At 29.4% G+C, this 25,345-nt stretch carries 21 protein-coding genes; 4 read left to right on the top strand and 17 right to left on the bottom strand.

Features of this window, described 5'->3' with window-relative positions:
* Positions 1–220: 220 nt before the first annotated feature.
* From ACO6OL_RS03480 to ACO6OL_RS03470, 3 genes are all read left to right on the top strand, one after another.
* A complete protein-coding gene (locus ACO6OL_RS03480; RefSeq protein WP_314160204.1) occupies positions 221–412 on the top strand; it encodes a DUF2929 family protein in 192 nt (63 codons plus the stop codon).
* A gap of 92 nt (positions 413–504) precedes the next feature.
* Positions 505–978, top strand: coding sequence for an NUDIX hydrolase (locus ACO6OL_RS03475; protein WP_485502147.1), 474 nt, complete (start codon positions 505–507; stop codon positions 976–978).
* Between the two features lie 16 nt (positions 979–994).
* Positions 995–1,375 (top strand): thioesterase family protein, encoded by a 381-nt coding sequence (locus ACO6OL_RS03470; RefSeq protein WP_485502146.1) that lies wholly within the window; start codon positions 995–997, stop codon positions 1,373–1,375.
* A 229-nt stretch (positions 1,376–1,604) separates the two neighbouring features.
* On the opposite strand, the gene codY is transcribed toward ACO6OL_RS03470, so the two are convergent.
* The 9 genes from codY to ACO6OL_RS03425 all read right to left on the bottom strand — a co-directional run bounded on the left by codY (position 1,605) and on the right by ACO6OL_RS03425 (position 11,222).
* Positions 1,605–2,387, bottom strand: coding sequence for a GTP-sensing pleiotropic transcriptional regulator CodY (gene codY, locus ACO6OL_RS03465; protein ID WP_314160548.1), 783 nt, complete (start codon positions 2,385–2,387; stop codon positions 1,605–1,607).
* Positions 2,388–2,466: 79 nt separating this feature from the next.
* On the bottom strand, positions 2,467–3,771 hold the full coding sequence (gene trmFO, locus ACO6OL_RS03460) for an FADH(2)-oxidizing methylenetetrahydrofolate--tRNA-(uracil(54)-C(5))-methyltransferase TrmFO (RefSeq protein ID WP_485502145.1): 1,305 nt from the start codon (positions 3,769–3,771) through the stop codon (positions 2,467–2,469).
* A 21-nt stretch (positions 3,772–3,792) separates the two neighbouring features.
* Positions 3,793–5,043, bottom strand: a complete 1,251-nt coding sequence (gene thiI, locus ACO6OL_RS03455; protein WP_485502144.1) for a tRNA uracil 4-sulfurtransferase ThiI — start codon at positions 5,041–5,043, stop codon at positions 3,793–3,795.
* Positions 5,033–6,184 carry a cysteine desulfurase family protein gene (locus ACO6OL_RS03450; RefSeq protein ID WP_485502143.1) on the bottom strand — a complete coding sequence of 384 codons (1,152 nt, stop codon included), beginning with the start codon at positions 6,182–6,184 and terminating at the stop codon, positions 5,033–5,035. Before ACO6OL_RS03450 ends, thiI begins: the two co-directional genes overlap by 11 nt.
* A gap of 495 nt (positions 6,185–6,679) precedes the next feature.
* Complete coding sequence (locus ACO6OL_RS03445) at positions 6,680–7,111, bottom strand: acyl-CoA thioesterase (protein WP_485489620.1); 432 nt, start codon at positions 7,109–7,111, stop codon at positions 6,680–6,682.
* 1 nt (position 7,112) lies between these two features.
* Positions 7,113–7,700, bottom strand: coding sequence for a lysophospholipid acyltransferase family protein (locus ACO6OL_RS03440; protein ID WP_485481659.1), 588 nt, complete (start codon positions 7,698–7,700; stop codon positions 7,113–7,115).
* A gap of 12 nt (positions 7,701–7,712) precedes the next feature.
* Positions 7,713–8,396: a (d)CMP kinase gene (gene cmk / locus ACO6OL_RS03435; protein WP_485502142.1), complete on the bottom strand. Its 684-nt coding sequence runs from the start codon at positions 8,394–8,396 to the stop codon at positions 7,713–7,715.
* A gap of 320 nt (positions 8,397–8,716) precedes the next feature.
* Positions 8,717–10,825, bottom strand: coding sequence for a DNA topoisomerase III (locus tag ACO6OL_RS03430; RefSeq protein WP_485502141.1), 2,109 nt, complete (start codon positions 10,823–10,825; stop codon positions 8,717–8,719).
* A 223-nt stretch (positions 10,826–11,048) separates the two neighbouring features.
* Positions 11,049–11,222, bottom strand: coding sequence for a hypothetical protein (locus ACO6OL_RS03425; protein WP_314160556.1), 174 nt, complete (start codon positions 11,220–11,222; stop codon positions 11,049–11,051).
* Positions 11,223–11,539: 317 nt separating this feature from the next.
* On the opposite strand from ACO6OL_RS03425, the gene ACO6OL_RS03420 reads away from it, so the two are divergent.
* Positions 11,540–11,998, top strand: coding sequence for a nucleoside 2-deoxyribosyltransferase (locus tag ACO6OL_RS03420; protein ID WP_314396608.1), 459 nt, complete (start codon positions 11,540–11,542; stop codon positions 11,996–11,998).
* A gap of 76 nt (positions 11,999–12,074) precedes the next feature.
* Here ACO6OL_RS03420 and ACO6OL_RS03415 read toward each other — a convergent pair whose 3' ends face one another.
* From ACO6OL_RS03415 to ACO6OL_RS03380, 8 genes are all read right to left on the bottom strand, one after another.
* A complete protein-coding gene (locus tag ACO6OL_RS03415) occupies positions 12,075–12,707 on the bottom strand; it encodes an ABC transporter ATP-binding protein (RefSeq protein ID WP_314396610.1) in 633 nt (210 codons plus the stop codon).
* Positions 12,708–12,720: 13 nt separating this feature from the next.
* Positions 12,721–13,980 carry an ABC transporter permease gene (locus tag ACO6OL_RS03410; protein WP_485502140.1) on the bottom strand — a complete coding sequence of 420 codons (1,260 nt, stop codon included), beginning with the start codon at positions 13,978–13,980 and terminating at the stop codon, positions 12,721–12,723.
* A 15-nt stretch (positions 13,981–13,995) separates the two neighbouring features.
* Positions 13,996–15,381, bottom strand: a complete 1,386-nt coding sequence (locus ACO6OL_RS03405; RefSeq protein ID WP_485502139.1) for an ABC transporter permease — start codon at positions 15,379–15,381, stop codon at positions 13,996–13,998.
* 213 nt (positions 15,382–15,594) lie between these two features.
* Positions 15,595–16,524 (bottom strand): XRE family transcriptional regulator, encoded by a 930-nt coding sequence (locus ACO6OL_RS03400; RefSeq protein WP_314396617.1) that lies wholly within the window; start codon positions 16,522–16,524, stop codon positions 15,595–15,597.
* A 2,282-nt stretch (positions 16,525–18,806) separates the two neighbouring features.
* Positions 18,807–21,605, bottom strand: coding sequence for an SEC10/PgrA surface exclusion domain-containing protein (locus ACO6OL_RS03395; RefSeq protein ID WP_485502138.1), 2,799 nt, complete (start codon positions 21,603–21,605; stop codon positions 18,807–18,809).
* A 412-nt stretch (positions 21,606–22,017) separates the two neighbouring features.
* Positions 22,018–22,944: a helix-turn-helix domain-containing protein gene (locus ACO6OL_RS03390; RefSeq protein ID WP_314397167.1), complete on the bottom strand. Its 927-nt coding sequence runs from the start codon at positions 22,942–22,944 to the stop codon at positions 22,018–22,020.
* A 301-nt stretch (positions 22,945–23,245) separates the two neighbouring features.
* Positions 23,246–24,532 (bottom strand): adenylosuccinate synthase, encoded by a 1,287-nt coding sequence (locus ACO6OL_RS03385; protein ID WP_485502137.1) that lies wholly within the window; start codon positions 24,530–24,532, stop codon positions 23,246–23,248.
* Between the two features lie 337 nt (positions 24,533–24,869).
* On the bottom strand, positions 24,870–25,345 hold a 476-nt coding region (locus ACO6OL_RS03380; protein ID WP_485502136.1), incomplete at its 5' end, for an LPXTG cell wall anchor domain-containing protein.

The raw sequence follows: 25,345 nt of genomic DNA, 5'->3' as shown, positions 1-25,345 counted from the left end.
TATAACATAATTTTTATTTATAGCTACAATTTATGAAAACTTATTATCGTTTTCATAAAATCCCCTACAAAATACCGTCATACCTATCATTAATAATTCTACACCTTTTCTCTATAATTTAAAAGGCATATAAATATATAAAATATCAATAAAAATCTTGCTAGTTTATAAGAATAGTTGTATAATAGATATTGTAGATAAAATTTAAGGAGTGGTGACAATGAAATATATTATTTCACTTATTTGGTCGTTTATATTTTCAGCTGTTATAGTATTTATCGTTTCATCTATTTTAGGAACTAATGGTGAGATTAATACACTTCGCGACTGTGCAATACTAGCTGTATTATTTACTATTTTTGTTGCGCTATTAGACGTAGTAGGTTTAGATAAAAAACGCGAAGAAAAATAATTTTTTTAATAAATACATAGAAATTTTGTAAAGTAGGTATTGAGGAGTCTTTCCTCCTTCCTACTTTTTCTTTAAATATAGGAGATAATTATATGAACAATGTTCTTGCAACTATGTGCTACGTTGATGATGGCGAAAATTTTTTAATGTTAAAAAGAAATAAAAAAGAAAATGACATACATGAAGGTTTAACAATTAGCGTTGGCGGAAAATTCGAACCAGGTGAAAGTCCAGAAGATTGTGTCGTTAGAGAAGTTAAAGAAGAAACAAATCTTGACATAATAAATCCAAAACTTAGAGGCATTATAACGTTCCCTAATTTCGATGGTGAAAAAGACTGGTACACTTACGTATATACTGCGACAAATTACAAAGGAAGTTTGACTGAAGATTGCAACGAAGGCGATCTAATATGGGTGAAAAAATCAGAAATACAAAATATAAAAACATGGGAAGGGGATTACATCTTTCTTGATTGGTTAGTCAAAGATAAACCATTCTTCTCAGCTAAATTCAACTATAAAGATAATAAATTTATCGATTATGAAGTAACATTTTACGAATAAATAGAGGGATAATATTATGAATATTGAAATTAATACAGAGTTCAAACAAAATTATACAGTAGTAGAAAACAATACTGCTAAAAATATGGGTAGTGGTGATTTAGATGTACTTGCAACACCAAGTCTTGTTGCATTTATGGAAAACGCCGCTAAAAATTACTTAAATACCTTTCTAACAGATGACTTAGGTAGCGTTGGTAGTAACATCAATATAAATCACCTAGCTCCTACTCTTGTCGGTAAAGAAATCACCGTTCAAGGTCAGATAACAGAAATTATCAAAGAAAAAATAATAATTTTTTCTTTAGAGGCTTTCGAGGGAGATAAAAAAATTGGAGATGCTACTCATACTAGAGTTATCATTAATAACGAAAAATTCTTAAGAAAACTTTCATAAGAATCATTAAAAATACCATAAATAGCAAAAAGAGAGTGACTCTACAAAATCGTGATTTCTTAAGAAACAAGATTTTGCAGAGTCACTCTCGCAAAGTTTATTAGATATCTAAAAAGCTTTTATAAAGCAAATTTAGATATCAATAAACCACTGCATCTATGAGTTCATATATGAACTTTGTTAAATTTTAGGACTTTTGGGTCAGCCCCTTTTCTTACAATTTTACTTTTTAAAATTCATTAGAAAACATTAATTCTAAGAAATACTCTTTTAGAACTTTGATATAAGTCCCTTTCATTCCTAACGACTTAGATTCAATAATTCCCGCACTTTCTAATTTTCTTAATGCATTTACAATTACAGATCTAGTAATTCCTACCCTATCAGCAATTTTACTTGCAATAAGTAAACCTTCAGTACCATCTAACTCTCTAAAAATGTGTTCAATAGCTTCTTTCTCAGAGAATGATAATGAATTCAGTGCCATGTTGACCATATCCTTGTCACGTGCTAAGTTTTTCTCTTTATCTTGTTTCTCATGTAAAATTTCAATTCCTACTACTGTTGATGCATATTCAGCTAGTACTAAATCATCATCTTTAAAGTCACTATCCATTCTACCGATAACCAGTGTTCCTAAACGATCTCCTCCTCCACGAATAGGTAAGATAACCGTATAGCTATTACTTTCGAAACGTTCTTGTTCTTCCTCAGGGAAGATAGATAATGGATCTTGGAATGGAATATTTACTTTTGTAGCATATACTTTTAATGTTGCATCTAAGTAAGCTTTAGGAACTTTTCTATCTTGAATAATTTTTTCCATTCGTTCATTAGAATAATCAATAATCGAATCATATCCAAGTATATTACCTTCAGTATCAAGAATATATACGACTGAATCTAGAATTGGACTAAGACGCATAGCCATAGCTTCAAAGTCTACATTTTCATGGCGTCCTTCTTGTAAAATTGTACTAATTTTTCTTGTTTTTTGTAATAAACTTGCCATTAATTTTCTCCTTACAAAATACTTCCTTGCTTATTATACCATTAATTTTAATAAATTGTAAGACTTTTTAAAAATTAATTTAATCAATTTTGAAATTTTCTAACATTTCAAGTGATCTTTTAGCATATCTTTCGTATTTTTCCTTTTTATCTTTAATTCTTTCTGGAAGTGGTTTAATAATTCCAAAATTTGCATTCATAGGTTGGAAATTTTTACTTGTATTATCCACGATATAATTTGCCATTGCACCTATCATAGTTTCTGTTGGGAATACTATTTCTTTATCTTCAGTATTATACAAAGCATTTAATGCTGCTACAATCCCTGAAGCTGCACTCTCTACATATCCTTCTACCCCTGTCATTTGACCAGCAAAATAAATATTTTTTTCTTCTTTTAATCTATAAGTTTTTTCTAATAATTGTGGAGAATTTAAGTATGTATTTCTATGCATAACTCCATAGCGGACAATATTAGCATTTTCTAATCCTGGAATCATGTTGATAATTCTCTTTTGTTCTCCCCATTTTAGGTGCGTTTGGAATCCTACGATGTTATATAAAGTTCCTTCACTATTATCTTGACGCAATTGCACTACTGCGTATGGTCGCTTATCAGTTTTTGGGTCTTCTAACCCAACTGGTTTCATAGGTCCAAATAATAAAGTTTTTTCTCCACGTTTAGCCATTTCTTCAAAAGGCATACAACCTTCAAAATAAATTTCTTTTTCAAATTCTTTTAATGGAGCTGCTTCCGCATTTATCAATTCATTATAAAAATTAAAGAATTCTTCTTTTGTCATCGGGCAGTTTAGATATGCTGCTTCACCTTTATCATATCTTGATTTCAGATAAACCTTATTCATATCGATTGAATCTTTTTCAATAATAGGTGCTGCTGCATCATAAAAATATAATCCATCTTGTTTTGTATAATTTCTAATATCTTGACTTAATGCATCAGATGTAAGAGGACCTGTCGCAACAATTACCGGTACATCTCCTTTAGGTATTGTTGGTAACTCCTCACCAATTACATTAATATTTGGATGATTCTTGATAGTTTCTGTAATCATTTCTGAGAATTTATCTCTGTCTACAGCTAACGCTCCACCTGCTGGTACTTGAGTCGCATCTGCACATTTAATTATAATAGAATCTAACATTCTCATTTCTTCTTTTAAAAGACCAACCGCATTTGTTACGTTATTAGCTCTTAAAGAGTTAGAACATACTAATTCTCCAAAATTTTGAGTCTTGTGCGCAGGTGTCATTTTTTTAGGTCTCATTTCGTAAAGATCTACTTTAACTCCACGTTTTGCTAGTTGCCAAGCAGCTTCACTCCCTGCTAAACCAGCACCTATTACTATTACTTTTTTTTCCATTAATTGTCTCTCTTTCTATCTTTATAGTAATCCAGAAAAATCATCTTTTTCTTCTTTTTTAACTTCTTGTTCTCTCATATCTTGAGTAACTACTCTACCATTCTTATCAAATAGATATGTTTCCACACTAGCTAGTGTCTCAGCAATTAGATCAGAATAGTCATCACGAGCTTCATAAGCTGTTATTTTTTCTAATCTTGGCTTAGTTTTCGGTGCTTTCGGTGTGAAGATTGTACAACAATCTTCAAACGGTAAATTAGAAATTTCTAAAGTATCTATTTCTTGTGCTATTTTAATTATGTCAACCTTATCCATAGTTAATAATGGACGTAGAACTGGTAAATTAGTTACCTCATTAATACAATTCATTGACTCAAGCGTTTGCGATGCTACTTGACCAAGAGATTCACCTGTAGCAATAGCTAAACAGCCTTCTTTTTTCGCAACTTCTTCAGCGACACGTAGCATAAATCTTCTAGTTGAAGTCATTGTGTAGTTTGAAGGTACACGTTTTACAATTTCTGTTTGTAACTTTGTAAAGTTTACAACATGAAGTTTAATTTTACCTACAACTTGACTTAATTTAATTGTTAAATCAAAAATCTTTTGTAAAGCCTCAGCTGAAGTAAATGGTGGTGATTGGAAGTGAATCATTTCAACTTCTACACCTTTTACTTGCAGTGTATGAGCCGCTACTGGTGAATCGATACCTCCTGATAATAATAACAATGCTTTAGAAGAAGTATTTACCGGGAATCCTCCTACCCCTTTAATAAAGTCGGTAAAGATAAAAATTCCTTCACTTCGTACTTCAACATTAATTATAAAATCCGGTTGTTTAACATTTACTTTTAAATTTTTATAATTAATCAGAACATGACTTCCAAATACGTTATTTAATTCATTTGTATTGTGTGGGAAGTTCTTATTAGGTCTTTTAGTTTGGATTTTGAATTTATATTCTTTATCTAATTTAGTTTCTAAAAGTCTATCAATAACCTTTTTAGCTTCTTCAACATCTAATCCAGCTCTTAATACTGGAGAGAAATTATGAATACCTGGGACTTTTTTTAATCTCTCCATGATTTCTTGAACATCTTCATTATGATCTAGATGAATATACATTCTATCTCTTTTTGTTTGGACATGAAAACCTGTTAATCCTTGAAGATTGTAACGTATGTTTTTTGTTAATTTTTTTAAAAACTCATTTCTATTACCAGACTTTAATGTAAGTTCTCCATATCTTACTATAATATGACTAAATTCCACTTTCAATTACCTCTTTAAATTTTTTATTGTATTCATCAATGAATACTTCAATAAATGTTTCAACTTCTTGTTTAGTAGTCTCATTCGAAAAACTTACACGAATACTTCCCTCTATATTCTCTCTTGACAGCCCTCTTGCAAAAAGAGCTTCATTTAGATGGAAGGTTTTTGATGAGCAAGCACTTGTCGTTGAAACCATTATCCCCCTTTCATTAAGGGCATTAACTATTGCTTCTCCTTTTATTTTAGGTAAGCTTATATTTATAATTGAATCAATATACTTTTCATTTAAAGGTGAATTAATCACCATGTGCTTGTATTTTGAAAATTCATTAACAATCATAGCCTTAAATTCTCTATGTTTTATTTTTACAGCTTCTACTTTTTCTTGTGATAATCTCAGAGCTTTCGCAAGACTTGCCGCAGCTGCAACATTTACCGTACCACTACGTAAACCGTCCTCTTGACCTCCACCAAAAGTTATATTGTGAACTGTTCTTCTAGATTTTAAATACAGTACACCAATACCTTTTATACCATGAAATTTATGTGCTGAAATAGCATAGCTATCAACTTTTGATAAATCAAGTTTATCTTTTAATACTCCTTGTACTCCATCAACATGGAAGTGAACCTTCGGATAATCTTTTAATATTTCTGAAATTTCTTCTATTGGTTGAATTACTCCAAAAACATTATTAACCTGCATTACACTTAATAAAATCGTCTCTTTTGTTAGTAAAGTTTTTAGATGATTTAAATCGACTACTCCATCTTCATCAACATTTAAATAATCTAATATGAACCCTCTTCTTTCTAATTCTCTAAAAGATTCTAAAACTGACGGATGTTCAATTTTTGAAACAATAATCCTATTACCAAAATCTTTCTTATGTTCAACACTTCCTAGTAAAGCTATGTTATTACTTTCAGTAGCACAAGATGTAAAAAATATACTATCTTCTGCTACTTGTAAGATAGATGCTACTTGTCCTCTGGCAGCTGAAAGAAGTTTATTAGTTGTTTTTCCAAATTTATTGATACTAGCAGCGTTACCAAAATAAGAATTGTTAACTTCAACAAATGTATCAAGTACTTCTTTATACGGTTTAGTTGTAGCACAATTATCTAAATATATCATACTATCTACCTTTCTTTTTTTATTTTTCAATATATCTAATTTTAAAATTATTACATTTTAAACCACCTTAAAGTATATAACAAAATAGATATTTTATCAATTAAAGTGGCTATTATTAATAAAACTAATTCATTTGTTAATTCCCAAAGTAAGAAAGCGACTCAAAAATCATAATTTTAAAGAAATCGATTATTTCAAGTCACTCATTCAAAGTTTATTAGACATCTAAAAAGCTTTTATAAAGCAAATTTAGATATCAATAAATCACTACATTTATGAATTCTCATATAAATTTTTTAAAATTTTGAGTAAAATCCTTAATCAAAAGCTATTTCGAACGTAAAAACTATGTTAGAAATTTACCACTAATTCAATCAATCATAATTTTTAAATTAATACCTTATAGCGCTACTTTGTTAATCAATAATCAAAAAAGAAACAACTAATAACTATCATTTTTCATAGTTACTAGTTGTTCATTGCTTTTAAGCAGCCCTATTCTGTGTATTCATTACCTACAACATCTTTAAGAATCTGGTCCCACTTCGGTAAATTACGGTCTATTCTAATAGCACGATCACTATCAGTACCAAGAATATTATGTGAACTTGTAGCAAGAATTACTACCTCACCATCTACATAAAATTCATAAGAAAATATAGTTTTAATACCACTATGCTTTTCTATCCACGTCTTAATAAATATATCTTGACTATTATATCTAATATTCGATCTAATTGAATACCTAACATCAATATCAGCATAATACAGATTATAATTCATCAATGAATCAATATCTATTCCTAAGCCATTTAAATAATATTTTTTAGCCAAATTCATCCAATCATAAACATATTTATTATCTAAAAAACCTGCTTGATTGAAGAATTTTTTTTCTAATTTAAATTTTATTGTTTTTTCGTACACTTTATTTCTCCTTTGCAATCAACTCTGAAATTTTCTCCATTAAAATTGCAGTAATCTCATCGTGACTCTTACCTTCTTCTTTTAACGAGGCAGCATCAATTTCATCACCAATTACAATCTTAATACTAGAAAAAATTCTAAAATTTTTATCAGGGATAATTGCAAATGGGATAATTTTAGTTTTTGCTCTTGTTGCTATGAATGATGCTCCATTGTGAGACTCTCCTAAATCTAATTCTTTCGAATGTGAACGCGTTCCTTCAGGAAAAATCCCAACAACTTCACCTTCTCTAAGCAATTTTATGCTATTATTAATCGCAGCTCTATCAAACGTTCCTCGCTTAATTGGAATTGCTCCCGTAGCTTCCAAAGCCTGTTTTACAAAAATTATTTTAAATAATTCTTCTTTTGCTATGAAACGAATTTTCTTATCAAAGAACGCTGGGAATAATAACGGATCATGATTACTTAAATGATTACCTGAAATTACAACACCTTTAGCATTTTCGATTTTTTCTTTATTGACAATAGTGACTTTATAAAAAATCTTATAATAAAGAGCCAATAAACTTCTGATAAAATTATACATAGTACTCTCCTGCTAATTTCTACTTTCTACACTTTTTACTAATTCAGTCATTTTCACAACAACCTCATCAATAGTCATACTTGTCGTATCTAATAATATTGCAGAATCCACCTTAACAAGTGGCGCAATATCTCTATTTTCATCCTGCCAATCGCGCGCTTTAATATCTTCTTTTACTTTTTCGAAGTCTACATTTGCAATACCTTGGCGTTCAAAATCCAACATTCTTCGTCTAGCTCTTTCTTCAACTGATGCAGTTAAGAAAATTTTAACATCAGCATTAGGAAGCACTACAGAAGCAATATCTCTTCCATCCATAATAATATTATTGGTATTGGCTAGATTTCTTTGAGTATCAATTAAGAAATCTCTCACTGCAGGAGATTTAGCGAATAACGAAGTAAATTTCGATACTTCTGCTGTGCGAATTTTACCACTTACTTCCTCATCGTTAACATAAACGTATTGAACTCCATCAACATACTTAACTTTGAATTCGGTTTTACTTAATAATCCTTTAATTTTTTCTTCTTCTAATTCATCTAACCCATTAGCTAAGAAATTATACGTTAAAGCTCTATACATTGCACCAGTATCAACATAATTGAATCCTAATGATTTTGCTACCATTTTTGTTATTGTACTTTTTCCTGATCCTGCTGGCCCATCTACAGCCACCGATACATATTTCATCATTTACCTCTCAGACAAATTTTTTCATTATTTATTATAGCATAGTCTCGATTCAAACACTAGAATTAAAGTGAAAAAAGTTAATTTATCAGCTATAATTATCAATAAAATTAATTGAAAAATATATTACACTACAAATAATTTTACATTGGGAGTGACTCAAAAATCGTGATTTCGTAGAAATCGATTTTGTAGAGTCACCCCGCAAAGTTTATTAGATATCTAAAAAGCTTTTATTAAGCGAATTTAGATATCAATAAACCACTGCGTCTATGAGTTCTCATATACACTTTGTTTAAGTTTAGGTCTTTTGGGTCAGCACCTTATTTCAATTTCAATCCTGCTAAACCTGCCAAAGCATTGTTTTCTAATTTTTCTTGTTTCATATATTTTTTCATGTCTACACGACTTGCTTTGTCTTTTTTACTAGATTTAATTCGTTTATCTACTTCTTTTTGTTTTAATGAATTACCACATTGGCAACGATAAGTAGCATTTTCACCATTACCAAATAATGTCATCTTCTTATGGCAATTATCACAACGCAGATTTGTTAATCTACTAATGACCTTACGATTGCGACAGCTTGGATTAGAACATTTTAGCATTTTAGTACCTTTTTTATCTACTTCAAGCATAAAACTATCACATTCTTCACATTTCTTGCCGCTAATGTTATCGTGTTTAAATCTATCTTCACTATCTTTAATTTTCTCAATACATGATTTAGTATAATCTTTAACATCATTTAAAAACTTATCTTTTGAAAGTTTGTTTTTAGCGATATTATCTAATTGTTTCTCCCAAACCGCTGTTAAAGATGGACTCTTAAGATTTTTAGGTACTAGATTCAATAACTGCTTCGCTTTGTTTGTAGTTTTGATTCGACCACTATCTAAAACTAAGTAATCATTTGTAAATAATTTCTCTAATATATCTGCACGTGTTGCTACAGTACCAATACCATTAGTCTCCTTTAGAATCTTTCTTTCATTCTCATCCTCAACAAACTCAAATGGATTCTCCATAGCATAAATTAGCGTACCTTCAGTATAGTAACTAGGTGGGGTTGTTTGTTTTTTATTATAAACTAATGATTCCAGTTTATGACTACCATTTTGAAGGTTAATAGTTTTGTCCTGTAATTCTTCCCTACTTAATTCTTTATATCCTTCTTGAATCACTTTTAATCCTTTGGCAGAAAATACTTTATTTTCAATATTAAACGAGTAAGTAGTTTCTTCGTATTTATACTCAGGTAATAAATTCTCTAAAAATCTCTTTGCGACTAAATTATATATTTTAGTCTCCATATCTGACATCGACATGTAATTAGGTCTTTGCTCTGTTGGAATAATAGCGTGGTGATCGCTAACTTTTGCATTGTTAATAATTTTCTTAGTATTATAATCTTTTACTTTAAGTAATTTTGCAGTAGTTTCTCTAAAATCTCCACCGATAGCTTGAATACGGTCTTTTAGAGTATTTTTCATATCACTAGTTAAATATCTACTGTCCGTTCTTGGATATGTTAATACCTTATGTCTCTCATATAAACTTTGAACAATATTTAACGTTTGTTTTGGTGACATACCGAATAGCGCACTAGCAGTTTGTTGAATATCCGTTAAATTGTATAAGGGTTTTGCTGATGAAGTTTTAGCTTTCTTCTGAACCTCATTGAATTTAATTTCTTTGTTGATGTTCTTTTTAATAAATTGTTCCGCTTTTTCCAGATTAAACTCGCTATTCCCACAACCGAATTTCACACCATCGATTTGCGCCTCAAAAGTATAATAATCTTTTGGTTTAAACTGTTTAATTTTTTCTTCTCTCTCAAAAACCATCTGCAATGTTGGAGTTTGAACACGACCACAGTTAAGTGATGCGTTATATTTCAATGTTAATGCCCTTGATGCATTAATACCAACTAACCAGTCTGCATTAGCACGCGCTATACCAGAATGATATAAGCCAAGATACTCTTTACCATCTTTTAAATTTCTAAATCCATCTTTAATCGCCTTATCTGTTACAGAAGAGATCCATAGTCTTTTTACATTTTTATTACATTTAGCCTTATCGATAATATAACGAGCAACAAGCTCCCCTTCACGACCTGCATCAGTCGCAATGATAACTTCATTAACATCTTTCCTGTTCAAAGCATTTTCAACTACTTTATACTGTTTAAAAGTTTTCTTAATTATTTCTGTTTTCATAAACTTTGGAATCATCGGTAAATTCTCTAAATTTACATTGTTAAATTCCTTATATTTGTCGGGAGTTTGAAGGGTGATTAAATGCCCTAGCGCCCAAGTAACTACATACTTATCTCCTTCAAGACAACCATTTTTATTATTTTTCGCACCAAGATTCCTCGCAATATCACGAGCAACCGATGGTTTTTCACAAAGTACTACACTTTTCATCAATAAATTCCTCTCATATATATTCTTCACTACAATAATTATTATAATAGAAATAGTTTAAAATAACTAGTAAAATTAGAAAGTTGATACATACTGCATTGATTATAAATGTAAAAACTAGTCTCAATTGATTTTCAACTAATACAAAGTTACATCAAAAATTTCTTCTAAATCAAATTCAATTATTGTAGGAGGCACTCCTATTTCTGTAAGAAGCATATTCTTATCTTCTGGATATTTTGATAAATAATTTTTTAAAATACTTCTGACTCCAATTCACTATTTCATAATAACCATATAACTTTAGATTTTCTTTAGCTTTTTCTTCATTCAGTATTCTTAAATTTCTAGATTTCAATAATTCTATTTGACTATCTATATTATTAAATTTTTTCATAATCTTATTCCCCACTCACTTTAACATGCAAAAAAGCCCCTGTATAGACAAGAGCTTTTAGGTAGGACGAACCACGTCCATTTCTTTATTAACTCCATTATATAATATATCTATACACCTGTCAATGATTCACCTTTGAAACTGTAAAATATATATCTTAATTGATTTTCATTTTAAAACATTTCATATATATTATAATTGATTATCTTTAAAATAACTAATAAAACAAATAATCACTATCAATTTCTTTTTACTTTAGTTGTAAAATTGAGTTGATATATATTATAATTTAAATAACAACTAAGGAGGACTATTCTATGAAACTTTATTTAGCTGGAGCATTATTTAACGAGGCTGAAATAGCTCAACGTTTAAAAGAAGGAAAATTATTAAAAGAAAAATTTGGAGAAAGATTATCTGTCTTTAATCCGATAGAACAACCTTTTAACGAAGATAAACAAACATTACCAACACCCGAAGATATTTTTAACGGAGACACTCACGCTGTAGAAAATTGTGATATCTTCTTAGCTGATGTTACAAATGAAGATAGTGGTGTAATGGTCGAGTTAGGAATTGCAATTGCACTTAAGAAAAAAATTATCGCTATAAATTCAGATATTCGCTTAAAATCTGCAAACAAATATGATATTCCAAGTTATGCAATGAATCATTACGTTCTTGGGGGAATTTTAAAACATGGAACTCTTGTTTATAGCTTTGAAGAAGCACTAAACGAACTTGATAAACTATTTTGTTTAAAAAATCACTTATAATTAATAAAATAAGCGAGAGCAACTTGAGAATTTTGATTTAAAATAATCAATTTCTAAAGCCAATCTCGCTTTTTACTTATTTAACTTTTAACTTTTTATCTTTCAACTCTAATACTACATCAGCAGCACTTGCTAATTGATTACTGTGAGTAACTACGATAACACATTTATTGTTTTCTACAGCTACCTTTTTCAAGATTTCGATTATCTCTTCGGCAGTATTTTCGTCTAAGTTCCCTGTAGGTTCGTCAGCTAGAATTATAGGTGCTTCAGATACTAATGCTCTTGCAATAGCTACACGTTGTTGCTGCCCTCCAGAAAGCTTCATAACATTTCGATTAACATGTTCTTCTTCTAATCCAAGTTTTAATAGAATATCCTTACTTGCATTTTTTGAAACAAGTTTTAGATTTTCTAATGGAGTCAGATAATCAATTAAATTATAATTTTGGAACACTAAAGAAATATCTTTACGTCTATGTTCACTATAACCTATTTTTTCAATATTTGTATTATTAAATAATATCTCTCCACTTGAAGGGCTATCTAATCCCGCTAATAACGATAGTAAAGTTGATTTCCCAGCTCCTGACTTACCTACTATCGCATAAAACTTCCCTACTTCAAAATTATAAGTAATTCCACTTAAAACTTTTGACTTACTATTATCATATAAGTAACTTACATTTTTCAATTTAAAAATCGACATTTCTTATTCCTCACTAATTAATATTCGTTAAAATTTTCTTCGGTTTCATCTTCAAGATTGGCAGTAACGCCACAACTACCGAAATAATCACTATAGCTATCATTACTATAACTAGATTAACAATCTCTATTCCATTAACAGACATCTTCATTAATTCATCAGCTATTGATTTTGGTAGTTCCTCAGAAAAAATACTTCCCACATTGCTCGCTAAATACTTGATAGTCGCTATCTCTATACCGAGTGCAATCATTAGACCAAATATTGTTACCAATAATACCTCAACTATAAATTGTAACACCAGGTTTACTTTACTAGTTCCTAACGACAGTAAAATCCCAATTTCGTAAGTTCTTTCACGAACCCAAAACATTAATATTAATGATAGTATAACTACTCCAACTACAACACTACCTATTCTTATCATATTAGTTATTTTCGTTATACTCTCTACTGATGATGTAATAAGCTCATAATTTTTATTTGATTTAGATACCATTAAGTTATTTAGTCCTAAATCCTCAACACTTTTAATTATATCGTCTAACTTAGTTGGATCTTCAACTCCATATTCTACTGAAGTTACTTTATTATTAGTTATTAAATTTGATAATTCTTGACTTGATTTATAATCAGTATAAACTGTATTTTCAATAAAATCTGAGCTTAAGCCGTTAAATGTATTAATCTTTTCACCAGAGTAGATTCCAACAATTTCTAACTCTAATGTTTTACCTTCTTGTGATAACTTAATTTTATCACCCAAATTAACATTGTTTAATTGGGCAAATTTTTCGTGAATTATGATTTTATTCTTATCATTTTCTTCAATATGTCTTCCCTTTTCCAATTTTAAAACTTCACTCTTAAAATCAATATTACTTTTAGAAGCGGTAATACCATTCAACATTACTAAATTGCTATTATTTTTTATTTCATCATTTAAAGTAATATTTTGATTCTCCTGAACTACCTTTTTCCCTTCAACAGTAACTGGTTTTGAAAAAATATAATTTTTCGTAGTTACTCCTTTTAATTCTTCAATTTTTTTCAAAGTATCCTTTTCTATTTCTTTATTGGATTTATCTGCACTTTCAACATTAAATCCAAAATTAACATCTTTATATAAATTTTTAGAAATATTATTTACCGTAGTATTCAAAACACTACCACTTAATAAGAAAAATGATATCAGTGTCACTATTAAAAACAAAATACTACTTCTAACTTTTTTTCTAATAATATAAAGATATGCCCTATTAAAAATACTCATCGATTTCTCCTTACATTAATTAATATCAGATAATAAATCTTTAGGTTTTCTATATGCTAATCTGCTAGAAGCAATCCCTACAGCAATGACAATTATTGCTACACCAACAAATACTACCGTTAGCATATTATCCATACTAACACTTACATCTAAAGCCGTAATAATTTTATTTGCTCCCTCTACTTCAGCATTAGCACCTAGATTAACTCCATTAGCTTGATTTGAAATAGTTTTACTTACAGATTTAATAGATTGTTGTAGTATCTGATTTCCGATATTTTGACTAATTGCACTTCCTACGAAATATGAAGCGATAAAGCTTGGAATACTAATTAATAGAACTTCAAGAATAAATTCTCCTATGATACTCGCTTTAGTCATACCAATCGCTAAACTTACACCGATTTCTTTTCTTCTACTGTTTATCCATAAGAATAATATTAGCGACAGAATCACTATACTAAAGACTATTGTACTTATGAATACACCATTAGTTAGACTATAAATTGTGTCTAATGATTGTTGAAGAGCTGGGAAGTTTTGATTACTTTTAACTAACATATACTGTTTCCAATTAATAGGGAGCTTTTTAGCATCATTTATAATACTATCAACTTTATCTTTCCCGTCAACTAGGAATGTTGCATCTTGATAAATTTCTTTACCATCTTCATAGTTGTATAAAGTTTTTGTTGTTTGAGTATCAGCTATAAAAATATTATCATAAAGTTCCATATGACTAGACGTAGTACCTTTATTCTGACCTCCAAAAATACCAACTACAGTAACTTCAACCTCTTTATCAGATTTTTTCTCATTATCTGCGTCATTTGGATTACCTTTTAATTTAATCTTATCTCCAACTTTAACTTTATTCTTCTTAGCGAAACCTTCGTGAATTAAAACAGAATTTTTATCATTATCAGTTAGATGACGTCCCTCTTGTAATTTTAACGTCTCTGCTGAGAATCTATCATCTAATGAAGAATCATTAGTTCCAGTTACGATAACCGTTTTAGAGAAAAGTTGTCTTTGCTTATTGTTTTTCTCTTCTTGCTGATGATTCGCAAGTTTTAAAGGTTCTAAGTCAATTAGATCCGCACTTACGTTCATTCTTTTGATATATTTCTTCACTCCAGGAAGATTTTTTATCTTCTCAATATCCTCACCTATTAAGTTACCTGCACCCCTAGCGGTCCCTTGATTGGTCTTTCTATTTATTTCCATAGAAAAACTACTCGTTATATTTTGAAAAGTCTCTTTTGATAAAGCATCAGTTGATTTTTTAATTGATATAGTACTTAAAATTAATGATGACATAGTAGCTAATATCAAGAATATAACAAATGATTTAAAACTTTTTCTGATTATATATAACCATGCCTTTTTTAGAATCGACATTCTTTACACCTCTTTTATTTATTTTTATGTAAATAGTATTAATAACTATTATCATTCTATAATTATATGATAACGTTTTTACTTAAAATATAGCTTATATATTTTAAATAAATTTAAAAAAATATTTCTAATCTTATAAACAAAAAAGTTCAAAACATCAGAGATTTTCTCCTCATGTTATGAACTCTATTATTTTATATTGAAAATTGATTACTAAAACTCAAAATCAATTCCTGTTTTATTACGTTCATAAAAACTTCGAACTAAACTATCTCTAATATGTATATCTGATTGCATATTATACAACTCAATTTGAGCATCAATAATGCGAATACACTTATTGGCTAATTCTACCCCTTCAGGTTTGTTTAGTTTCAATTGCATTTGAGCTAATATAAAGAAGAAGGCATTAGCATGAAAATTAAAGTGTGTCAACTTATAGTAATTACTCTTTAACAATTCTATTGCTTTAAGACATTTACCCTCTGCTTCTTCTACATAACCCCTTCTAGACAATAACGCTATAGCACTATGCAAAGTAAGCAATGCCCTTTCCCCTTTATCAACAGAAAACATATCACCGACACCAACAGGCTTTAAATTCTCATCAATAATTCTGCGAATAAATTCAATAGAAATCTGATCTTCTCCCAAAACTCTCAACATTAAAGCCAATGTCAGTAGTTCATTTTTTGTATGTTTTTCTAAGTTTTGAAGATAGTCTAAAACAATTTTTCTATTTTCCGTTATAATTTTAGGAATCATTTTTTCTTGGAAGAGTCCTAAATATTGTTCAATATATAAGCGCGTTGTCATAGAAATATTATCGCCTTCCAGAATTTTAATAGCCAGAGTTTTGACAGCTGAATAATTTCCCGCATTTTCCAACGCATTAGCCTCTTTTAAAAATCCTGATTGATCTACTTCAATAAGAGGTAAATACTCAGAAAAATAATCTTGATAACATATACCAATATTTCTCAATAATTGTTCAAAAACCTCTAACGATACACTAGTCTCATCAGCTTCAAATCTAATAAGAGTTCTTGCTGATATAGCATTTCCAGCCGCATCTTTCAATTTGATTCTACGTTCTTCTCTAATTTTTTTAAAGATTTTTCCATGTATATTCTTATCGTCCATTTAAGTATCCGCCTCCTAAATTAGTCTTGTTATAATTATAACATAAATCATGCAACTAATGTTGAAATACATTTTATTTTTTCATGATATTATGTCGACTTGGGGTTGAGCCAAAAGGTCTAAATTAAAAAAAGTGTATATGATAACTCATAGATGTAGTGGTTTATTGATATTTAATAAACCACTGCGGAAAGTGACTCGACAAAATCTTGCTTCTACAAAATCACGATTTTTGAGTCACTCCCATGATGCTTCAACCGTAATCTATTATAGATCTTTTTTCAAAAAAATAAAAAAAGAGTAACTGACAACACAACACAACACAGTTACTCTTTTTTATATGCCTATATATTTCGCCGAATAATAATTTAGTTTATAAACTTCAAAATCAATATTTTTTCATCATTTATTTACTTAATTGTATTTAGGTACATAATACATTTTTTCTCCAATTTTGTTAATTTAAATCTATTTAAACACTTTTTCAAACAAATTTAAAATACGAGTCAACAAAATTACTTTTTATAAACTTTTTCTTCTTCTCTATAAAACATTGATTATAGCCACATTTTCCCTAGAATATCCATGTTAACGAAAAAACAACCAAAAGTGCTAACATGATATTTCAATTGTTTTGTAGCGAATAATAAGTACGGACTCTTATAGACAATTATCATTATATCATCAATTTTACATAAAATAACGAATTGTGATATAATTGTCACTTTTCGATATTTTAATAGTTATATTTAGGAAGAAGTGACATAGGTGACACTATTTTTACTAAAATACTGAACGTTCGGTTTTCACAAAAAATACACGAGTAAAAACGTTAATCTCACCATTACTTTTATAAATTATATCAAATATTAACAAAAAATTATATCAAATATTAACAAATTACACTTGATAACCTACGATTTTTCCGTTAATCAAAAATACAAACATTTATAACTTCATTGAAAATCTAATCCAAAAAGTATTTTAAAGGATATTTGAATAATTATATGTTTTTTATTGTTCCTCATAAAAAGGGAGTGACTCAAAAATTCCGATTCCGAAGAAATAAGATCTTGTCGAGTCACCCCCCGTAAAGTTTATTAGATATCTAAAAAGCTTTTATAAAGCGAATTTAGATATCAATAAACCACTGTGCCTATGAGTTATCATATACACTTTTTAAAATTTTAGGACTTTTGAATCAGCCCTCTCTTAATTCATAAACTTCTTTTTTTGTTGTGTTGTTTTGACCTTCTTATAAGTACTTTTTATAAACTTCTAAACTTCTATTTTACAAAACATATTATTTTTAAAAATTGTTTATATCTATATATTATGCGAAACGTGAATTACTATTTTTCAATCATCAAAAATATATGTTTATAAAATATATCCTTTTCTTGATAGAGCATAACTATTACTTTTTAAGATTCTCTCTTTTATATATTACTTTATTGAAATACTCTATAGTCTTTAAAAACATCTGTTTAATTCAACATCACTTAAACAGTCAATACACCAATACACTAAAAACTTTTTATTTCAATTTATTAAATAATCCATCAAAGTTTCAAATCCTGCTAATAATGCTATACTTCGAAAACTAAAACATCCCTCCTTAGTTTATTTATACCTATATTTTATCATAACATTTTTATGTTTACATATTTTGCGAAGAAATTGTCATTTTTCTCTTCTTTTCAGTAATTTTGATATTCAAGATAAACAATAAGTGACATATATGTCGCAAAACTTTAATATATAATTCAAAAATGGAAAATTATAACTATGAATATTAAATTCTTGCACTGTTTATCTCCTCTTTAAATATAATACATATTAATTAAACTGGGCGTGGCTCAAAAATTGCAGTTTCGAAAAAACGAGATTTTTGAGTCACTTTCCGCAGTGGTTTGTTAGATATCTAGCTTTTACAAAGCGAATTTAGATATCAATAAATCACTACGTCTATGAGTTCTCATATACACTTTTTTTAATTTAGAACTTTTGAATCTACCCCTTCACTCGTATAATATTCGTATTAAATTTTAGTAACTTATTAGAAAAAAACAAAATAATGATACTGTATTTATATTTCACCATAAATCTTGAATATTTTTCTGATTGATTTATATACTTGACAATTTTTTATTTTACTTTTATATATTATATATGAATAAAACCCCAAGGTATTAGTACTTTATACCTCGGGGTTTAAATTCTATTTCAATAAACATAGACTAAGAACTATGCTTTTATTATATATTTATTTAATATTATATTTAGTTTTCGTTAGCTTTTTTTCTTAGTCTCGTAGCTACTGCTAAAGCTACTAAGCCTGCTACAGTTGCTATACCTGTTTGACTTTCGCCTGTATTAGGTAAAGTATTTAATCCATTTGTATTAACACTAGGACGTTGTAAGTCAGGTTGGTTATTAGATGAACCTGGAGCTTTGTCTTCTGATTTATCTCCCGGATTTTCTCCTGGGTTATCTCCTGGTTTCTTAGTTCCTACTAATACTACTTCATCTACTACTTCTTCAAGCATCGTTTCTTGAGTTACTACATCTAACACTTTTCCGTTTTCTGATAGTGTTATTGTTTTAATTGATTTACGACCTTTTTTACCTTTTACTTTAACGACACGTTTCCCTTCTTCTAATGTTGGATCGTTTTGTTCAATAATTTTATAATTAACGTCTTCTTCTTTTACTTCTTCTTTAATATCTATAAAAGGTTTTGGATCTATAGGTGGCTCTTGTTTACGTTCATTTGTATAGATTTCTAATAAACGATTATATTCTTTTTCTAAATCTTTTAATTCAGATATTAATTTTTGTAATTGATCGTTTAATTTTGTTTTAGTCTGTAAAAGATTTGTCAACTTAGTTACTATATCTTGAAGTTGATCTTTTACTTTACCTAGTTCTTTTTCATTTTCTTTAAGTTTAACTACGTTATCTTCCATATCTTTTTTCTTTTTATTTAAAGATTGGATTTTCTCTATAATTTTGTTCAGATCTTCGTGTTTATCTTTAGAAGCTTTTAGAGCATCATCATATTCTTTTTGTGCTCTATTTGCATCAGCTTTAGCTTTGTTTAATTCATCATGTTTTTGTTTTTGAACATTTAAAGCATCATTTAATGCTCTTTGTTTAGAATCTTGATCTGCTGTTACATTTCTTAAATTTTCTTCAGCTTTTTGCTTTTCTTTTTCCGCATCTTGTAAATCTTTTGCAGATTTATTAAATTTAATTTGCGCATCTTGTGTTTTTTCTTTAATTTTACTTAGCTCATCAACTCTGTTTTGAGCATCAGCAGCGTCTTTAATCGCTTTGTCTAATTCTTGTGTAGCTTTTTCAACTTCTTTTATTGCATCGTCGTATGCTTTTTGTAATACGTCTCTATCTGGATAATCAACATTATCAAGTAGTGTAGCTGCCCCATAACGTTTTTCATATTCCACATCACCTCTATCGTTTTGAATAAATCCTGGGTTGATTGAGATTGCGTGTAATTTAAATGTGCCATCTTGTAAGTGTGAGAATGAAACTCCAACATTCTTCGAATCAAGAAGCGATAATGCGTGATTATAGTGCCCTGTTAATTGCCCTTCATGCATGAATACATTAAAATATTTGTATAGATAAGCGAATAGCTCAGAGCGCGTTACTGTACTATCAGATCTTTTTGAGCTCATTAGGTTTTCGTAGTATTGTTTTTCTGTGTCAACACCTGGGTCGGCCGATGTAGCTAGCCCTCGTTTACGAGCGGCGTCGTTAATACCACGCCCGAAGTGCCCGTCGACTGTTGCGTTATTATCCACTACTGATTTAGCAACCTCTTTAGCGAATTCAATAGAGTCTAAATGAACCTTAATTTTATCTGAGATACCTAGTTGAGAACGTGCGTTATTTACTAAATGTGCGAAGTATTGAGATAGCTCAAGAAGTACGTCTTGTGGTAAGTTGTTGATTTCATAAGTAATTTTATCATCAGTTTTGTTACCATATTTTAAATCATTTGCTTTTGGTTGACTATTTTCAATCGCTTGTAATTTTATAATCATGTCAAGTTGGCGTTTATTTCTGTCCGCATAAAACTCGTCCATAGCTTTATCCATTCTTGCCGCATATTCTGCCGGATCTGTATCATCAGTAATTGGATTTTTAGCTTCCCATGCTCGCATATCAAATGCTTCATTATGAATACTTCTGAATTTATTAAATGCGTCTAACCATTCTTTTGTTGCTAAAAATTTAGTTGGGTATGGGAATGCTTTTTTAAGCGCGTCGTCAGCTTCTTTTTGCTTGCGTTTAGCTTCGTCTAAAAGACGTTGTTTTTCGTCTCTATTTTGTTTTTTGCTGTTTAAATCAGAGTTTGCATCATTTCGACGGTTTGCTAAATCTTGATCGTGCTTTTTAGAATCGTCTAGTTCTTTTTGAGCGTTATCTTTTTGTTTTTGTTTTTCATTAACAATTTTCTCAGCTTCTGTTAATTTCTTTTTCGCTATATCTATTTGTCCCGGATCAAATGCTTTTTTCTTAAGATCCACATCTTTATCTGCTTCATCTGCTGCTTTTTGAGCATCTTTAACTTTTTCATCTGCAGTATTTTTAGCATTTAGTTTAGCCGCTTTATCTCTTTGAGCTTGGTCAAATTCTTGCTCTTTAGTAGCTTTATCTGTTTCAGCTTTTTTTATATCATTTTTCACACCTTCAATTACATCTGGTGTTATTTTTTTAGCTTCATCAATATTTTTTACTAAAGAATCGACTTTTTTTTCTAATTCATTTTTTTCATTCTGAGAAGTTGTAATTTCATTTTTATTAACATCTACTTCTTTAGTTTTATTATCGATTTCGACTTTTTTGTCATCAACTTTTTTCTTTGCATCTAGTACTTGTTCATCAGAAACAGTGTATGTTTTATCTTGTTTAACAGTTGTTTCCACAGGGACATCCGCTGCTTGAACTTGTGATCCAGTGTAACTAGCTCCTACTATCGTTAAACCTAATAATACCGAGGCTGTACCTATTTTGTTTTTTCTAAGCGAAAATCTCTGCTTTCTTTTTATCATAATAATTTTCCTCCACTAAAGTTTTTGATAATTTGTTTATGATATAATTTTACCATAGAGTATTTATGATTATGTAAATTCAGAAGAAACTGTCACTTTTCATAAAAAAATACAATACATTTCAAACTTTATTCCCTCTAGTGTGACATATGTGTCGTATGACTTTCAACAAATTCAATTAAAAATATATATATACTATCTTATATGATAAAAAAAAAGACGGGAGTGACTCAACAAAATCTTTTTTCTTAAGAAATCACAATTTTTGAGTCACTCCCGCACAGTTTATTAGATATCTAAAAAGCTTTTTTTAGATATCAATAAATCACTACGCCTATGAGTTCGCATATACACTTTTTTTAAATTTAGGACTTCTGGGTTAACCCCATTTCCTTAACAATTTCATAAATTATTAAAATTCAATATCAATACCTGTTTTATTTGCTTCACAAAAACTTTTATAAACAATGTCTCTTAAACGTTTATAATAAGCATCATCCGTAATTTCCGCAACAATGTTTTTATATTTTAAAACCTTATTAGCAAGAGCAATACCTTCTTTTTTATTTTGGCGTAAATATGCTATAGCTAAGATGCTCATTACGTCGGCATAATAATTCATTTTTTCTATTAACAATGGTTGTCCATCAAAAAGTTCAATTGCCTCCTTACATCTTTTTTCAACTAATTCATAATAACCATTTCTTGATAAAAATGCTAATGATGAAATTAATAAATTACAATATGCCCCACCAACGTATTGATTCAGATAATTCCTAACGGGAATATTTTGTAAACACTCTTCAATAATTCTATCAATATATTCAACTGAATACTCTTCTCGTGAAGCGGAATATATTAAAAATTTAAGTCCGGACATTTCATTCCAACCTAATTTATTAGTTGACTCAATTATCTCCCTAATTATTCTCTTATTATTATCAAATAATTCTCTATCTTCTTTCCAACCCACTGCTTGTATAGCCGATAAAATATCTAGTCTTTTTGATAGTTCAATATTTTTTTTCTTTAGTTCCTTTTTACATTCATTTATTATCTTTGATGGAGAACCAGATTGTAGATATTCATTAATTTTTTTTGAAAATTCAGAAGTTTCTATGTTAGCATTGTCATAGTAATATACTAAATAATCTAGAAACTCTATACCACAATTTTCCAATAATTTCTCAAAAACTGCAATTGAAATACTAGTCTCATCAGTTTCAAAGCGCATTAATGTTCTCGTAGAGATTACATCGCCTGCGACATCTTTTAACTTATATCCTCTCTCCTCTCTTAGTTTTTTAAAAATACTTCCATGCAAATTCTTCTCATTCATTCCTTATCTCCTAAACTTTAATATTAAGAATAATTTATACCTATTTTCTTCTATAAATAAATACATTAAAGATTATTAAAATAGTCTTTTCTCATATATTTTACCATTAAATTAATACTTATTTTAATAACGTGACAAATACGTCATATTCTAATATATTCTCTTTATATCTATAAAAATAACTACTCTATGTGACATATTCGTCACTTTTACTCTCTGTTTTTCAATCTGATTTTTACAAAAATAAACCTCGAGGCATAATTCTCTACACCTCGAAGTTCATCTCTATTTTTATATTAGATTATTTCCATAAATCTTCTAGTAAGTGAGTTTGTGTTCTATCTGGTCCAGTAGAGAATACAGAGATTTTAACACCTACTAATTCTTCAATTTTTTCTAGATATTTTCTTGCGTTATCAGGAAGCTCATCAAGTGATGTTACGCCTGTAATATCTTCATCAAATCCTGGTAATGTTTCATAAATTGGCTTACAATCTTTAATGATGTTTTCATTAGCTGGGTATTCTGTTAAGATTTCACCTTTATAATCGTATGCTGTACAGATTTTAATTTCTTTAAGTCCTGAAAGTACATCTAGACAGTTTACTGACAGATTAGTCATTCCAGATACACGAGCTGAATGACGCATCACTACAGTATCAAACCATCCAATACGACGTGGACGTTTAGTAACTGTTCCGTACTCATGACCAACTTCACGAATTGTATCTCCGATTTCATCGAATAATTCAGTTGGGAATGGTCCATCACCTACACGTGAAGTATAAGCTTTTGAAATTCCTAATACTTTAAGACCATTTGTCGGTACGAATCCATTACCTACTGTGATTCCACCTGCAGATGGATTAGATGATGTAACATATGGGTATGTACCGTGATCGATGTCTAACATTACGCCCTGAGCACCTTCGAATAAGATATTTTTATTTTCATTTTGTGCATCTTCTAATACTTTAGAAGTATCTGTAACATATTGTGCTAATTTTTTTCCATATTCGAAGTATTCATTGAAGATCTCTTCTATCGTGAATCCTTCAGTTTCATAGATTTTTTCGAATAGTTCATTTTTTTCTTTCAGATTTTGTTCTAATTTTTTCTTGAATAGATCAGCATCTAATAAATCAGCTATACGGATACCACAACGTTTGTATTTATCTACATAACATGGTCCAATACCTTTTTTCGTAGTACCAATTTTATTTTCACCACGACGAGCTTCTTCAACCTCATCAAGTTTTAAGTGGTATGGTAATACTACGTGTGCTCTGTTAGAGATTCTTAATCCGTTGCAAGTAACTCCACTTTCTTTTAATCTATCAATCTCACTGCAAATCCACTTAGGATCTACTACAAGACCATTACCGATAATTGAAAGTTTTTCTTCATTAAAAATTCCAGATGGGATTAATTGAAGTTTGTAAGTTTTTCCATCAAACTTAATAGTATGTCCTGCGTTGTTACCCCCTTGATAACGAGCAATTACATCAGCACGTTCTGCTAAAAAGTCGGTAATTTTACCTTTACCTTCATCTCCCCATTGTGAACCTACTACTACGATTATTGACATTAGTTACGCCTCCTGAAAGCAAATATTTTTTCCATTAATAATTATATCATAAATACAGACGTTTACAACCATTTTTTATAAAAAACTCAAAATTATCGGACAATATAATCTATTTTCACTATTTGTTCACTTTTATACGCTTTCATTAAAAACAATTAGTAATAATCTATTTATTAAAAATTTCAAGTTAAGTTTTTCTATTAAGTTAGCATATATCCCGATTTACAAACCTTTATTCACAGCCCTCCGAATTTAACAAACAACAAAAACTTATAACAAAGAGGAGCCTATCATATCCAATTTTGTTGGATCTAAGTCTCCTCTTTATTTTATTATATTATTTTTTTACTTTTCGTTTGGCTAACATCATTGTTGCAGCAAGTAACATTCCACCTAATACTCCATGTTCTGTAGGTGTCTTTCCTGTATTAGGCAATATTTTATCTACTGTTTTTTTATCGTTCTTATCAGTAGTAATCTCAGTTTTACTTTCAATATTTTCTTTTAATACTTGCGATTGATTAACAACAATAGCATCTTGCTCTACAGTTTGAATAGCATTTAGTCCGGCTTTTTTATAAATGTAAATTTTATTTCCTTCACTATCTACTTCTTCTTTTCCTGTGTATTTATAGCCTTTTAGTTCTTTTGGTTTTTCAGAAATTGCTAAAACATCTAAGACATTGCCTTCTTCATCTCTTAAAAATGCTACTTTAAGTTCAGGTAATTCTTCTTTGACCGATGCTACTTCTGAAATTACTCCACCTTCGAATGGTTTCAATTCTTCTGTCACTACTGATTCTGAAGGATTCA

This window comes from Gemella sp., from assembly GCF_057272915.1.
The sequence above is the reverse complement of the archived record's forward strand: the minus strand, read 5'-3'. Positions and strand labels throughout refer to the sequence as shown.